Source organism: Bradyrhizobium sp. CCBAU 51745, assembly GCF_028128715.1.
Taxonomy (GTDB): domain Bacteria; phylum Pseudomonadota; class Alphaproteobacteria; order Rhizobiales; family Xanthobacteraceae; genus Bradyrhizobium; species Bradyrhizobium manausense.
Genome location: NZ_LBJP01000068.1, coordinates 1 through 13351, shown reverse-complemented (window position 1 = coordinate 13351; position 13351 = coordinate 1). Strand labels below are relative to the sequence as shown.

17 protein-coding genes are annotated in these 13351 nt (G+C 59.8%); 9 read left to right on the top strand and 8 right to left on the bottom strand.

Annotated features, from left to right (window positions below; translation table 11 throughout):
- Together XH98_RS16450 and XH98_RS16445 are read right to left on the bottom strand one after the other, a co-directional pair.
- Positions 1–864 (bottom strand): fumarylacetoacetate hydrolase family protein, encoded by an 864-nt coding sequence (locus tag XH98_RS16450; RefSeq protein ID WP_271619249.1) that lies wholly within the window; start codon positions 862–864, stop codon positions 1–3.
- A gap of 98 nt (positions 865–962) precedes the next feature.
- Positions 963–1664, bottom strand: a complete 702-nt coding sequence (locus XH98_RS16445; protein ID WP_271619248.1) for a GntR family transcriptional regulator — start codon at positions 1662–1664, stop codon at positions 963–965.
- A gap of 85 nt (positions 1665–1749) precedes the next feature.
- Here XH98_RS16445 and XH98_RS16440 point away from each other — a divergent pair, with 85 nt between their 5' ends.
- The 5 genes from XH98_RS16440 (at position 1750) to XH98_RS16420 (ending at position 6944) form a co-directional block, all read left to right on the top strand.
- Positions 1750–2769 (top strand): zinc-dependent alcohol dehydrogenase family protein, encoded by a 1020-nt coding sequence (locus XH98_RS16440; RefSeq protein WP_271619247.1) that lies wholly within the window; start codon positions 1750–1752, stop codon positions 2767–2769.
- A gap of 17 nt (positions 2770–2786) precedes the next feature.
- A complete protein-coding gene (locus tag XH98_RS16435; RefSeq protein WP_271619246.1) occupies positions 2787–3692 on the top strand; it encodes a VOC family protein in 906 nt (301 codons plus the stop codon).
- A gap of 73 nt (positions 3693–3765) precedes the next feature.
- Positions 3766–4746, top strand: coding sequence for a tripartite tricarboxylate transporter substrate binding protein (locus XH98_RS16430; RefSeq protein ID WP_271619245.1), 981 nt, complete (start codon positions 3766–3768; stop codon positions 4744–4746).
- A 53-nt stretch (positions 4747–4799) separates the two neighbouring features.
- Entirely contained in the window at positions 4800–6275 is a 1476-nt protein-coding gene (locus XH98_RS16425; protein ID WP_271619244.1) for an amidohydrolase family protein, read from the top strand.
- Between the two features lie 48 nt (positions 6276–6323).
- On the top strand, positions 6324–6944 hold the full coding sequence (locus tag XH98_RS16420; protein ID WP_271619243.1) for a VOC family protein: 621 nt from the start codon (positions 6324–6326) through the stop codon (positions 6942–6944).
- A gap of 31 nt (positions 6945–6975) precedes the next feature.
- On the opposite strand, the gene XH98_RS16415 is transcribed toward XH98_RS16420, so the two are convergent.
- On the bottom strand, positions 6976–7599 hold the full coding sequence (locus XH98_RS16415) for a LysR substrate-binding domain-containing protein (protein WP_271619242.1): 624 nt from the start codon (positions 7597–7599) through the stop codon (positions 6976–6978).
- Between the two features lie 296 nt (positions 7600–7895).
- Between XH98_RS16415 and XH98_RS16410 the strand changes: the two genes are divergently transcribed.
- Entirely contained in the window at positions 7896–8417 is a 522-nt protein-coding gene (locus XH98_RS16410; RefSeq protein ID WP_271619241.1) for a hypothetical protein, read from the top strand.
- A gap of 36 nt (positions 8418–8453) precedes the next feature.
- Entirely contained in the window at positions 8454–8747 is a 294-nt protein-coding gene (locus XH98_RS16405; RefSeq protein ID WP_271619240.1) for a hypothetical protein, read from the top strand.
- Here XH98_RS16405 and XH98_RS16400 read toward each other — a convergent pair.
- The 5 genes from XH98_RS16400 to XH98_RS16380 form a co-directional block, all read right to left on the bottom strand.
- A complete protein-coding gene (locus tag XH98_RS16400; protein WP_271619239.1) occupies positions 8711–8935 on the bottom strand; it encodes a hypothetical protein in 225 nt (74 codons plus the stop codon). The genes XH98_RS16405 and XH98_RS16400 overlap by 37 nt on opposite strands.
- Before the next feature lie 93 nt (positions 8936–9028).
- Entirely contained in the window at positions 9029–10540 is a 1512-nt protein-coding gene (locus XH98_RS16395) for a ThiF family adenylyltransferase (RefSeq protein WP_271619238.1), read from the bottom strand.
- Positions 10537–11070, bottom strand: coding sequence for a Mov34/MPN/PAD-1 family protein (locus XH98_RS16390; protein ID WP_271619237.1), 534 nt, complete (start codon positions 11068–11070; stop codon positions 10537–10539). Before XH98_RS16390 ends, XH98_RS16395 begins: the two co-directional genes overlap by 4 nt.
- A complete protein-coding gene (locus XH98_RS16385; RefSeq protein WP_271619236.1) occupies positions 11071–11577 on the bottom strand; it encodes a hypothetical protein in 507 nt (168 codons plus the stop codon).
- Positions 11577–12005 (bottom strand): hypothetical protein, encoded by a 429-nt coding sequence (locus tag XH98_RS16380; RefSeq protein ID WP_271619235.1) that lies wholly within the window; start codon positions 12003–12005, stop codon positions 11577–11579. The genes XH98_RS16385 and XH98_RS16380 overlap by 1 nt, the downstream gene beginning before the upstream one ends.
- 162 nt (positions 12006–12167) lie before the next feature.
- Between XH98_RS16380 and XH98_RS16375 the strand changes: the two genes are divergently transcribed.
- The gene (locus tag XH98_RS16375; RefSeq protein ID WP_271619234.1) at positions 12168–12515 is read left to right on the top strand and encodes a helix-turn-helix domain-containing protein; all 348 of its coding nucleotides are present in this window, start codon (positions 12168–12170) and stop codon (positions 12513–12515) included.
- Between the two features lie 3 nt (positions 12516–12518).
- Positions 12519–13079 carry an ImmA/IrrE family metallo-endopeptidase gene (locus XH98_RS16370; RefSeq protein WP_271619233.1) on the top strand — a complete coding sequence of 187 codons (561 nt, stop codon included), beginning with the start codon at positions 12519–12521 and terminating at the stop codon, positions 13077–13079.
- Positions 13080–13351 lie beyond the last annotated feature (272 nt).

The following is a 13351-nucleotide window of genomic DNA, read 5'->3' as shown; positions in this document are numbered from 1 at the left end:
CTATGCTTCGTCGACGACCGGATTGCGCAGCACGCCGATGTTCTCGATCTCCACCTCGACCACGTCGCCGGGCTTGAGAAAGATCGGCGGCTTGCGGGTGAAGCCGACGCCGGCCGGCGTTCCGGTGGCGATCACGTCGCCGGGAACGAGGTCGAAGATGGTCGAGCTGTATTCGATCAGCCTCGGGATCGAGAAGATCAGCATCGAAGTGTTCGAGGACTGCACCGTTTCGCCGTTGACGCGCGTTTCCAGCTTGAGCTTGGCGGGATCGCCGATTTCGTCCGGCGTAACGAGCCACGGTCCGAACGGACCGGTGCCGACGAAGTTCTTGCCGGAGGCAATTTGCCCGGCATGGCGCTGCCAGTCGCGCACGCTGACATCGTTGTAGATCGAGTAGCCCGCCACGTGATTCCAGGCATCGGCCTGGCTGATGTGGCGACCGCCCTTGCCGATGACGATGGCGAGCTCGCCCTCCCAATCGAAATTGTCGGAGACCTTGGGTCGGATCACCGGCGCGTTGTGGCCGACCTGCGAGCGCCAGACCCGCAGGAAGATCGGCGGAAACTCAGTGATCTCGCGCTTCATGCCGAACGCGACCGCCTCGTTGTGGTGGTCGAGATAATTGCGCACGGCGCAGACGATTTTTTCCGGGCGGGGGATCACGGGAAGGTATTTGACGTCCGCCAGCGCCATCGTCGGCTTGTGCTCGGCGACGATGGCCTCGCGGCGCGCGTAGTCGTTGCTGCCGAGGAAGTCGGCGAGCGTCGGATATTGGGGCAGCGCGCGGCCGAGATCGACCACGCCATTTTCGACGACGGCTCCCCAGCTTTCCCGATTTCCATCCAAAAAAGACAGCAGCTTCATGGCTTAACTCCAAAAGTTCGTATTTTTCGATCGTGACAATTATTTTCGAAAATCGGCGGGGACGCAAGTCTGCCGCGCTCGAAAATTGTGGGTGCGTCCTACTCGGTCTCGAGCAGGTGCCCGGCGTATTTCGCGACATTGTCCGCGGTGGTGCGGATATGCGTCTCGATCAGCTGTACGGCGAGATCGGCATTGCGCGATATGGCGGCTTGCATGATCGCCTGGTGCTCGCCGGCCTTGTCGCGGGGGCGCGGCCGGAAATTGGCCGACAGATGCCGGTAGCGCTCGGCGCGGTCAAACAGCTCGGCGCGGATCGCGAGCAGGGTCGCTGAGCCGCAGGCGGACACCAGCGCCTGGTGGAATTGCCGGTGGGCGATCTTCCATTCGGGATCGCGCAGCGGATGCTCGGGATCACGCTGTTCGATCCGTTTCAGCCTGTGAAGCGTCGAGATGACGGCAATCTCCCAGTCGTCATCGCCCTTCTGGATCGCGCGGCGCATCAATTCCACTTCGATGAGCACCCGGGCATCGGTGACCTCCACAAGGTCCTGCCGGCTGACTGGCGCAACGCGAAATCCGCGCTGCTCCTGGGCGTCGACCAGGCCCTCGGCGGCGAGGGCGGTCAGCGCCTCGCGCAAAGTGGTGAAGCTCGCGCCGAAACGCTCGCGCAAGACATCGAACCTCAACGGCTCGCCGGGGGCCAGACCGCAAGTCACGATCTCCTCGCGCAGCCGATGGGTGATGTCCGCGGCGATCGTCTTGCCGAATTCCTTGCGGGGGCGAATGGCGCTGTCAGGCATGGTCCTGCCTATGAATCGATGGCTGAAGATGCCGCGCGATTGCCCATCTTGCAATAATTTTCGTAACCGGTATTATTTTCGAAAATTGGAGGCCGAGGAGGGGTATGAGCGCATGAGAGCGGTCCTGGTACGTCAACCGGGCGGGCCGGACGCCCTTGAATTGGTCGAGGTGCCGGTGCCCACGCCCGGTGCCGGACAGGTCCAGATCCGTGCCGAAGCCTTCGGCGTGGGGCAGCCGGACGTGCTGATCCGCCGCGGCGTGTACAAATGGATGCCGCCGCTGCCCGCCAATCCCGGCAATGATGTTGCCGGCTTCATTTCCGCCATCGGGCCGGGCGTCGAAGGTTTGCGCGTTGGCCAGAAGGTCCTGCTTAGCGCGCGTGATCTATCGCGGCGCGGCGGCTGTTATGCCGATTATGTCGTTGCTCCCGCCGACGCTGTTCATGTGCTTCCCGACAATGTCGATCTGCAAGCTGCGGTGTGCCTGTCGAATTATCAGGTGGCTTACGCACTCCTGCAGGAGTGCCGCCATCCGCGCGCGCCCGCAAGTGTCCTGGTGATCGGCGCGGCCGGCGGCGTTGGCACCGCGCTGGTGCAACTGGCCAAGCTGGCACAGATGACCGTGATCGGCACGGTCTCCACCGACGAGAAGGCGGAGTTCGCGCGCCGTCACGGTGCCGACCACGTCATCTTCTACCGCAGCGAAGATGTCGTGGCGCGGACTCGCGAGTTGACCAAGGGCGTGGGCGTCGGTCTCGTTCTCGACCACGTCTGCGGATCCGAGTTTGCGTCCTACCTTGGCGTGCTCGGAAAATGGGGCACGTTGCTATCATACAACGCCTTCGCCGGGCTGCCGGAAGAGAATCTGATGGCGGCGATGCGCAATCATCTCGACATCTGTCCGGCCGTGCGCTGCTTCTCCTTTCACATTTATGACCATGATCGCGAGGGTCGTCGCGCGCTGATGCGCAACGTGATTGATGCCCTGAGCCGCAATGCGATCAAGCCGGCGATCTCGGCGGTTCTGAAGCTGGAAGACGTTAGGCAAGCTCACACCTTGCTGGAGCAGGGCTCCGCGCTCGGCAAGATCATCATGACGCGTTGAGAGAGTGGATGAATACCATGACGACCCAAGCACCCATTGCTCGATTCACACGGCTGAGACACGCCACTTTCGCCTCGCCGGATTCGAAGCGATTGCTCGACTACTACCGCGGAGTGATCGGTCTTGGTCTCGTCGGTCGCGATGGAGATCGCATTTTTCTTGCCAGCGATTCCGAGCAGCTTTCGCTCGTGATCGAGCCCGGCGAGGCCGCCTTGACGAGTATCGCGTTCGAGATCTCACCTGAGGTCGAGATGGAGGCGCTGGGTGCGGCCCTGAAACGCGCGGATCTGCGTCCAGAATTTCAGAGCGATCCGCTGCCGGGAATTTCCCGGCTGCTGTCATTCATCGATCCCGAGGGGACGCGGTTCGAACTGGTTCAGGGCTGGACGCCGACGCCGGCGCAGGAGCGGATCGGTGCGCTGGCCGTCACCAAGCTGGGCCACGTTGCGCTTCGGACGCCCGACCCGCTGGCGACGTCGAACTTCTGTGCTGATGTCATGGGTTTGCGAGTCTCCGACTGGGTCGAGGACCGTTTCGTCTTCATGCGCAGCGGCTACGAACATCATACGCTGAACTTCGCCCGTGCTCCCGTGCGCAGCCTCCATCACCTCGCATTCGAATTGCGCGGCCCTTCCCACATGCAACAGGCTTGCGATCATCTCGCTCGCCACAAGCTCAATATCCTTTGGGGGCCGGTCCGTCATGGCCCGGGCCACAATACAGCCGTCTACCACCGCAATCCCGATGGCCATCTGGTCGAGCTGTTTCACGATCTCGATCGTATGATCGATGAGGAGCTTGGCTACTTCGATCCGCGTCCCTGGCATCGCGATCGTCCGCAGCGCCCGAAAGTCTGGGTCGGGCTGCCGCGCGACGTCTGGGGTCTGCCGCCGTCGCCCGAATGCGTCGAGTTCGTCCGATAGGCAGCCGGCACTTGTCTTGAAGACCGCCGCTTCACCGCGGCCAACGAAACAAAGTCAAAGGGAGGATGCATCCATGCAATGGATGAGGCGGATTGCTGCGACCGGATTTCTGCTTGGCGGCATCATTGCTGCTGGCCCCGCCCAATCGGCGGATAACTACCCGTCGCGGCCGATACGTTTGGTTCATGGCTTCGCCGCTGGTGGCGCGGCCGATACGCTGTCGCGCATCGTCGCCGACGGGCTATCCAAGAAGCTCGGACAGCCGGTTGTCGTCGAGGCCAAGCCGGGAGCCGGCGGCAACATTGCGGCGGAGGCGATCGCCAGAGCTGAGCCCGACGGCTATACGATCGGCCTCGTCACGGGCGCCCATGCCATATCTGCCGCGACTTACAAGAGTCTGAGCTACCAGCCGGTCGAAAGCTTCGACATGATCTCGACGCTGGTCTACTACGCGCTGGTCATCGCGGTGCGTAGCGATTACCCGGCCAAATCGCTCGGCGAGTTGATCGCGGTGGCAAAGCAGAAACCTGGCGCGCTCAGCTTCGGCTCGGTCGGTTTCGGTAGCACGCACCATCTCGCAGGAGAGCTCCTCAATGCGATGGCTGGCACCGAGATGGTGCACGTTCCTTATCGCGGTGACTCCCAATCCATTACTGCGCTGCTTGGCGGAGAGGTTCCGGTCATCATCGGCACGCCAGTCTTGCTCGCTGCGCAAATCCAGAGCGGAGCCGTTCGCGGGCTGGCCGTGACTTCGCCAACGCGGACCGCGCTTTTGCCTGATGTCCCGACGGTCGAGGAAGCCGGCGTCAAGGGATATGACGTGCGAACATGGGCGGGCCTTCTCGCTCCCAAGGGCGTCCCGCCCGCCATCGTTGCGGCACTCAACGCGGCGACGCTCGAGATTCTCAAGGACCCCGAGATCAAGCAGCGGCTGGAAACAGCCGTGGGAGGCGAAGTCCGTGGCAGCTCGCCCGAAGACATGAAGAAGCTGATCCAGTCCGAAATCACGAAGTGGACGGGAGTGGTCGAGGGGGCGAAGCTTCCCAAGATCTGATCTGCGCGTCGGCCCGGGAAACACAGACAGAAGCTTGCAGGGGAGGGAGTGTCATGGATCGTCGTTCTTTCGTGAAGGCGTTTTTGCCCGGCACCGCGGTGTCGGCCTTTGGTGGATCGCGCTACAGCCGTGGAGCCGAGTTCGCCCTCGAGGCGCGCGCTGCGCCGAAGAGCGGAAAGGTCCTGATCAAAGGCGGATCCATGATCACCATGGATCCAGCGGTGCCTGATCTGACTGGCGACCTTTTGATCGAGAACGGCAAGATCGCCGCGATCGGCCGGCAGGTCGACGCGGCCGACGCCGAGATCATCGATGCCAGCCGCCTGATCGTCGCGCCCGGTTTCATCGAAACGCACAGGCACACCTGGCAATCCTGCTTGCGGCACCTTGGCGCGAACTGGAGCGCGGCCCAGTACTTCGCCAATAATTTCTTCAAGTTCGGCGTGGTGATGCGTCCAGAAGACGTCTACGCCGCCAATCTGATCGGCCGGCTCGCGGCGCTGGACGACGGCATCACCACGCTGGTCGACTGGTCGCACATCATGAACAGTCCGGCTCACGCCGATGCCGCAGTCCAGGGTCTTCGCGATGCATTGGCGCGATCCGTCTTTGCGATGGGCTGGCCGCAGGCCCCGGATCCGGCGAAATGGATATCCAAGAGCACACAGGACATCCCCGATGACATCAGGCGTGTGCGAAAGCAGCATTTCAGCAGCAACGACGGGCTTGTCACGCTGGCCATGGCCGGCAGGGGGCCCGACTTTGCAGTGATCCAGCAGGTCGGTCGTGATTTATCGATCGCGCGCGATCTCGCGATACCAACCACGATCCATGTGGGTTTTGCCGCCCCTGGCGGCATCAAGGCGATGAAGGAGGCAGGGCTGCTGGGCCCCGACATCACGCACGTCCATGTGAAGGACAGCACCGACGAGGAGTTGCAGTTTATCCGGGACACTGGCGGAACCGCCTCGATCTCACCGCTCGACGAAATGCTCCGCGTGCGCTGGCGTCGCGGGCTGCCCCCGGTCATCCGGACCGTCGAAAAGGGGCTTGTCACGAGCTTGAGCTGCGACAGCGAGTCGACGTCCTCGGGCGACATGTTCTCGATCATGAAGACCACCCTGGCTGTCGGGCGCTTCCAAGCGAGCAATCCCGGCGACGACCGGCCTGAGCCGCCCAACTGGAACGCCGCGAGCGGAATATCGACGCGGAAGGTTCTCGAGATGGCGACGATCGAAGGCGCGCGAACGGTAGGCCTGGAGAAGGTGACTGGCTCGCTCACCGTCGGCAAGAGCGCCGACATCATCCTCCTGCAAGCGGACAATCTCGCTTACTATCCTCTGCAAAATCCAGTGGACGCGATCGTCGGCGCAGCGGACGCCGGTTGCATCGAAGCTGTTTTCGTCGCTGGCAAGCCGGTGAAGTTCGGCGGGAAGTTGCTCGACGATGCACTCGTTACGAAAGCGAAGCGGCTTGCAGCGGAATCTCGCGATTACCTGTTTCAGAAAGCCGGATTTGCGCGCGGTTGACAGAGGGCGCGCCGCGGCCGGCGCCGGTAAGCACATCGCTCGACGGTCTTGATCGAGCGTCATTCAAGAACGTCTATCTGGAAGATCAACATGATTGAAGCCACATCGAAGCCGGAAACCGCGCAATCGCGTCCGAACCTCAGTCACGTCGGCATCTATGTCTGGGACATCAAGAAGATCGAGGACTTCTACTGCAAGACGCTCGACCTCGTGGTGACCGATCGCGGCATCGGGAACCGCTTCAAGAACCAGCTCGTTTTCATGAGCTCGCAACCGGACATGCATCATCAATTGGCGCTTGCTTCGGGCAGAGCGCAAAATGCACCCAGCACGGTGATGCAGCTTTCCTTCAAGGTCACGAAACTGGATCAGCTTCGTGCCGTGCGCACCAAAGCCTTGGCCAACGGTGCGACTGAGATGTTCGGCCTGAACCACGGCAATGCCTGGTCGATCTACTTCAATGACCCCGAGGGCAATCTGGTCGAAGTCTATGTGGATACGCCGTTCTATGTGCCGCAACCGCACGGTGATCCGCTTGAACTCGAAAAGACCGACGAGCAACTCTTGCGTGAGACGGAGGAGGCCTGCCGGAAGGACCCCGGATTCATGCTCGTGTCCGAGTGGGAGCGGATGATGTCGCAGCGTTTGGAGAACGACAAGGCTCGCTGATCCAAGCGGTCGTAACGCGCCAAGTGGCGGATCACGACCTTGCTCCCGAGCGCGATGGTGGCGCTGACCTCTTCGAGGCAGGCCGAGCTTCTTCGCGGTATGTGCCCGTCGGCCGAGCCTGATCCTCGAGAATGGCTGCGCGCAGCCGCTGGGTCAGTCGCCTCAGCGCTGGGGACACATACCCTCCCTTTCGGCAGAGAAAGCAAAGGGTTCTCCGCATGGTTGTGTGCCTGCAGCGAAGTTCGACCAGCCCGGTGCCCAGCCGGCCCTGTCGCAGGCTGCGCCGCGGAACGAAGCTGAGCATATCGGTCGTCTCGACGAACGCTGCGACCAGTTGTGCCGAACCGATCTCGACGCGCACATTGGGTGGTGCGAAGCCGCGCGCAACGAACGCGGCGTCCAGCCATTGACGGCTGGCAATGGCCGCGCCGGTGAGGACCCAGTCGAACCGGACCATGTTCCGAATGTCGACGCTACCGCTTTGATCCAGCGCGTGTCCGGCCCGGGCAACCACGACAACGTCGTCTTCTACCCAATCCTGCCGCTCGAACTGCGCTTCGTCTTCTGTCAGTGCGGTGGTGATGATGCCGTCAATGGACGGTCTAGCGATTACTGCGAAACCGTAAGCAAATGGTGCGAAAGTTTCTAGCTCCATCTAGCGTCCTCGTGCCCGATCGCGGATATGATGCCCAGATCTCCTCCACATGATCGGGGCCGGCGCGGCCAAGACTCATATTCGCTTTTGGCACCCAATGAGCGCTCCAAACGCTCTGTCAGTCGCCGCATCTATCGCCAAGGCCATCTGGTCGAGCGCATCTTCTACAAGGCCAAGCATTCCGGGAATCGAACCCTCGTATTCAGCTTGGAAGGCTGCGACATTCCCAAAAGGTGAGCCTAAGAGTCGGATTAAGCCAGGACTCGTAAACTCTGGTCCAAGGCGCGCTGAGGCGAGTGCGACAGCGGCGAGGAGTTGCGCGCGAACCTTCGAAGCGGGATAGAAAAAGAGCGGTCGAACGTTTCGTCGAGATTGCCGGCGACAAGCCGGTAAATGAGATCACGTCGGACGACGGCATCAATTATTGCGAATGGTGGCGCGCCCGTGTGATTGAGGGCGAGGCCGAGCCCAAGACTGCCAACAAGGATATTGGCCAGCTAAGTCGTATGCTGAAAGAAGTCAGCACGCGTCGCCGACTCGGCATTCCTGATATTTTTAGCGGGCTACGCCTGAAAGGCGAGATCGAACGGCCGCGGGTGCCGTATGACACCGAGTTCATCCAGAAGCGCCTGTTTGCACCCAGTGCCCTCGACGGGCTCAACGAAGATGCCCGCCTTGTCCTGTGCGTTCTGGCGGGTACCGGCCTGCGCCCGTCAGAGGTCGTGAACCTGCAGGAGACCGCCATCCTCCTGAAAGCGCCAATTCCGCATGTGAAGATCCTCCCGGAAGGCCGTCGCCTCAAAACCGCGGACTCCTAGCGCGAAATCCCGCTGGTCGGTGCTGCGCTTGCCGCCATGAAGAAAAGGCCGCAGGGATTCCCGCCCTACCGCGACAAAGCCTCAACTCTGTCCGCGACCTTGAACAAGTATCTATTCGAGAATGGCCTGCGGCCAACCAAGGATCACACGGTCTATTCGTTGCGCCACAGCTTCAAGGACCGGCTGATCGCAGTCGAGGCTCCCGACAGCCTGATCGACAGCCTCATGGGCCACAAGACCTACAAGCCGAAATATGGAAAAGGGCCGTCGCTTGAGCTGAAGCTGAAGTACCTTCAGCGGATCGCCTTTAAGGCACCCAAATCGCTGTAGGCCATTAGGCGCTGCCGTGCCCGCTGCCTAGCGTCTGCTTTGGCTTTCAGCTCTTCAAGCTCGGCTTCGAACTTTTCGTACAGGGGCAAATGCACGTCACCATCCAACTCGATGAAATAAGCAAGCAGCACCAGCGCGCGCTCAATGCGCTCGATCAGCGGGGGCTGATATGTGGTGTCGCTCGGCATGAGCCGAGTTTAGGGGAGGGCGGCGGTCAAAATCTTTGAAATGATTGGGAAGCCGCAGGGAGTGTTAATGTTTACCACTCCATTCCAGTTTATTTAGACCGTGGCGCGCCGCCTCGGCTGACATCCCCATTCACAATTGTCGTCGGGCGCAAGAAACGAGTCCAAATAGCCCCCATTCTTGAAATTCAGCGAGGTTACATTGCCTCGATGAGGCGAGGTTGAAAAGAGTAGTCGCTGGAAGAGCTTTGCAGAGAGGAGGAGAGCCGCTGCCAACGATACAAATCCGACTGAGAATTCGGCGGAACCCCTCGTTGCGAGATCGCGCAACGCCGCTTCTCCTAGGGACCCGCAACGTGGACTCTCCGGATACTCTTCAACAATTTGCGATTCGACTCCATTGCTGTGAAGAAAGGCGGCGCGTTGCTGCTTGTCCATTCCCCGCAATTTACTCTCCAATGCCCTTAATTTCTCACCATCGCGTTCAGAAGGATTGAAGCACGAGAGGCACGCTACTCCGGGATCGCTTGGGTAAAAGTTAGCGCGTGCACCAAGACCGAGTGTGCTTCCACCAAACAGTAGCGACGGCGAAAGGCCTTGAACATCCTGCCGGGACGTTCCGCGATCCACGCATGATACGACAACGTCGAAAGTTAAGTCGTCGGCTTGTCGAGCGATGTCCGGTGGCAGTTGAGATCGATCTGCATTCAGGTATTGTTTCACGGTGCCCGGAAAGGCAGCGGCGCCAACGCCGCATTTGATCAAGGTCGCTACGACCGCATTGACCTTCGGATCTTCGACATCCTGCCAGCCCGCAAGGAAGCAGCGATTCAGGCTTGTGCCATCGTATGTATCGTCATCGATGAAGAGTGCAAAAGCCTCTAAAAGCCGCGCGTTCGCGAGCACATAGGCGAGCCCGTTGCCGACGGCACCTGCACCGACGACATGGATCGGTCGAAGCCGAAGACCGGCTAGCTCGGGCCCATCTTCTAGCTCATCCCAATTGCTAGATGTCTCACCGGACCACAGCGAATAGCCATCAGCATCGAGGAAGCGGCCACGCAACAATCCACGGAAATGCTTGAAGATCTCTCCGGCAATCAATGTCGCGGCAAGGAAGGGGCCCAGAGGATTGGCCTTGCTAGGTGTGATGTTGGTGGGGGCGCGATCTGGAAGTCCGACCCAAGCCTTCCAGCCATCGCCCACCGCGAATAGGGCAGCACCGGAGTGAACCGCAACCTTGGTGCCAATCATCACCGTGACGTCGGCTTCGGCAGTTGGTCCGCTAGAGGCTGTGACAGTAACATGGCGTTTGACGGCCCATGATGCGATGAGCTCCAGGCAGGCCGGGAAATCTCCAGCCGGCTCCCCATTTGGTAATGCGATCAAGCTTCCTACCGTTGGGGCATCGATCTCAATTGTTTTTACAAGTTCCACCTGTCGGGACAACAAGTTCACGAGGCAAGAAGTGAGCAGCTGGCCAGACCGAGATGCAGCCCAAGGTCCGTCAACGACAATGCGGACACGTTGTGCGGTATGAAGCGGTTTTTCGGCCAACCCATCAACCTTCAAGAGATGTCGGTCGGCAATGGTCGATGTCATCGTCATCGAAAATCCTCGACCGCAACAGTGCCGCCGGTCACGACGATCCGTCGCGCTGCTAAGGCATCATCGAGCAGATGCCAATAATCGATTTGCCATTCATGTACGCCCACGCCCTTCGGGAATGATTCAGTCGACCTCCCGTAGGACGGAAACACGAGTGAAAGAGCTTTGCGACTGCTCATCATCCGGTCGTCGTAATTGGAGTGTTCGACGCGCAGGCCGGGATGGCTATGTACCTGAGCCAACGGTTTCCATCCCTCAGGCAGTCTGTTCACGATCTCGGCGAGCGCCTCGGGGGAAACATGATAATTCCCCCAGGTCATTTGCTGCTTTGGAGCCGCCACGTATCGGACTTGCCCGTTACCGGTCGCATCGCGTGTACCATACCAAAAGAGCCCACTCTCGCGATGGCCCGCACGTTGCAACAGGTTGAGGGTTGCCTCGATGGCGTCTGCCGGGACGCATAGCTGCGCCTCAACAGGCTTGTAAAGCCGTCCCGGTGCTGGCCGGAAAATATCGTCCTCTGCTTCCATCTAAAATCTTCCGCTATATGCTGTCGCGAAGGCTCTGCGAATCGCCGTGATGGTTTTGAAGAACGTGTCAGTGTCGCGCCAAATATGTTCAGGCTGGACGTCGTGGAGAACTTCGTAAAACTCGAGGACCGCGGAACAGCAGATTAGCTGGAGGGTGCCGCCTCCCGGCTTTGAATAAGCTGTGTGCGTCTGACATTCAGAACTCGTCAGGCGCGGAACGAATTGCTGATCAACGGGGTGCTGGTAGGCAAGCGTGGCCGGATTTACAAATTGTGCGCTTGGCGGCCAACGGCGGTACGCCTGAAAGCCAAGACGTAGAAGGTAGTCGTCGCGGGCGGCATTCATGATGCCCGTCATGGGAATCAGAAGCGTCAGCCGGTTCGGTCTGGACCAGCCGAGCTGCTCAATACCTTCAGCATTGAGCAGTCGCAGCACACGGGGGATGTCCTCTTCAAGGGCGGTGACGCCGGCCTGGACATCGATGGTCGGCGGCGTGGCGGCAACCATTACGCACCGCCGGTTTCGGAGGCGATGCCGAAATGGTAGTTTTCGATGACCTTCTGGTCCTTCGCCTGTTCCAACGAGAGGCCAAGGTGGCTCATGAGCGACTTGGGGTGCTCACCGCCGGTCTGGAACACATCTTTCGGCTGACGCGCAATGCCGAGTTTGAGGTAGGCCTCATCCCAGACATGCTGGAGGGTCGCAGTCTTTTTCTCCTTGAACGAGGCTTTCTCGACCTCATTCACGTGCACTACGTGAACCTCGACCAGTCCTTCTACTGCGGCCTCAACCTTCTCGATGGCCTCGTCGACTTCATGCTCCGCCTCGGCTTCCTCGGCCCGCGCGTGAGCGAGGTGATCCTCGGCCTTTTTCAGCTCTTGGACCGCCTCGCCAAGCTGATTCGGGTCATCTGTGCCTTCGTTCTCGAAAATCATTGCCAAATTCCTTTAGTTGAGGCCAAATTGGCCTGTTGATTCCGTAGGTTCCTGTGGTAAGACGTATCAGTATTGAGACGATCTGTCTTACTAATGAAACACTCTAACGAAGGTTCCCCGGTCCGTCAAGGGCCGGGTTGAGCGTCGTCTTATGGAGATTGCATGCCCTTATCGATAGACGAATTCAGTCGCCTCGTTGCTGCAAAGCGAGGCGACCGCGGCGTTCGCGCGGCTGCGTTAGATGCGGGCGTCAGCCCAGCAACCCTGTCGCGTGTAGAAAACAGGCATATGCCTGACCTGGAGACATTCGCAAAACTTTGTAAGTGGATAGACCGCGATCCGCGGGAGTTTCTCGGAATGGAAGTCGGTGAACCACACGATGCGCCCAGCGCCGTGGTCCACTTCAGAAAAAAGAAAACCGTAAAGCAGGAAACGGCGAAGGCCTTAGGCGAACTCATTCTTGCAGCACAGCGTGCAATGCGTGCCCGCGACGAACTTGTGGGGCGGTGATGCGTGCGCCGGGGCTTCAAAAGTCAGGCTGAAAAGAGTTCTATCGCCGCCCGTCAGGCTCTAGGTATCACGTTGCTCGCGCCCTTAGATCCGTGGGCGTATGCTGCACATTTGCAAGTTAGAATTCTCGATTTTAATAAGCTTGGCCTGCCCGCATCGGTAGTTCGGCAGCTTGTCGCTGTCGATCATGAGAGTTGGTCGGCGATGACGATTCAAGAAGCGCAAAGCTTCGGAATTGTCCTGAATCCGGCACACGCGCTAACCCGTCAAAGAAGCAACCTGATGCATGAGCTGGCTCATATCGAACTGCGACATGTACCTTCGAGCGTCCAAGTTTCAGAAACAGGTCTATTGCTTCTGAGCGACTATTCCGAAGATCAGGAACAGGAAGCCGACTGGCATGCTGCAGCTCTCTTGCTTCCCAGAGATGGCCTGATGCAGTTGCGAAGCCGCCAGCAGTCTTCCGATCAAATCGCATCGCATTACGGCGTTAGCAGGCAACTCACAGAGTGGCGACTTCGGATGACCGGTGTTGACATACAAATTCGTCGGTCTGGACACTAGATCCAGCTTCGATACTGCGAACGCGGCGCCACGTTGTCATTCGGCCTGCAATATTGACCCCCTAAGCCGGGGGATCGGCGTCCAAAATTTGAGCGCCGATTGACACCGAGGGAGCTTCAACAGACAAGCGCCGGCAAGTCCTGGAAGCATGGTATCGAGCTGAACTCAAGGCAGCTCAAGAGCCGTTTGCGGATTCCGATCGATGTCGCCCAGGATTCCGAGATGATCTCGCCCACCATTCCGATTTGAAGTCGCCCACCCGTTCCGAGATG

Bases quoted from the DNA above. Each gene is read 5' to 3' on its own strand.
- XH98_RS16430 (WP_271619245.1), top strand. From the start codon at position 3,766: ATGCAATGGATGAGGCGGATTGCTGCGACCGGATTTCTGCTTGGCGGC.
- XH98_RS16390 (WP_271619237.1), bottom strand. From the start codon at position 11,070: ATGGAAGCAGAGGACGATATTTTCCGGCCAGCACCGGGACGGCTTTAC.
- XH98_RS16380 (WP_271619235.1), bottom strand. From the start codon at position 12,005: ATGATTTTCGAGAACGAAGGCACAGATGACCCGAATCAGCTTGGCGAG.
- XH98_RS16435 (WP_271619246.1), top strand. From the start codon at position 2,787: ATGACGACCCAAGCACCCATTGCTCGATTCACACGGCTGAGACACGCC.
- XH98_RS16385 (WP_271619236.1), bottom strand. From the start codon at position 11,577: ATGGTTGCCGCCACGCCGCCGACCATCGATGTCCAGGCCGGCGTCACC.
- XH98_RS16400 (WP_271619239.1), bottom strand. From the start codon at position 8,935: ATGCCGAGCGACACCACATATCAGCCCCCGCTGATCGAGCGCATTGAG.
- XH98_RS16395 (WP_271619238.1), bottom strand. From the start codon at position 10,540: ATGACGATGACATCGACCATTGCCGACCGACATCTCTTGAAGGTTGAT.
- XH98_RS16450 (WP_271619249.1), bottom strand. From the start codon at position 864: ATGAAGCTGCTGTCTTTTTTGGATGGAAATCGGGAAAGCTGGGGAGCC.
- XH98_RS16425 (WP_271619244.1), top strand. From the start codon at position 4,800: ATGGATCGTCGTTCTTTCGTGAAGGCGTTTTTGCCCGGCACCGCGGTG.
- XH98_RS16375 (WP_271619234.1), top strand. From the start codon at position 12,168: ATGCCCTTATCGATAGACGAATTCAGTCGCCTCGTTGCTGCAAAGCGA.
- XH98_RS16445 (WP_271619248.1), bottom strand. From the start codon at position 1,664: ATGCCTGACAGCGCCATTCGCCCCCGCAAGGAATTCGGCAAGACGATC.
- XH98_RS16415 (WP_271619242.1), bottom strand. From the start codon at position 7,599: ATGGAGCTAGAAACTTTCGCACCATTTGCTTACGGTTTCGCAGTAATC.
- XH98_RS16405 (WP_271619240.1), top strand. From the start codon at position 8,454: ATGAAGAAAAGGCCGCAGGGATTCCCGCCCTACCGCGACAAAGCCTCA.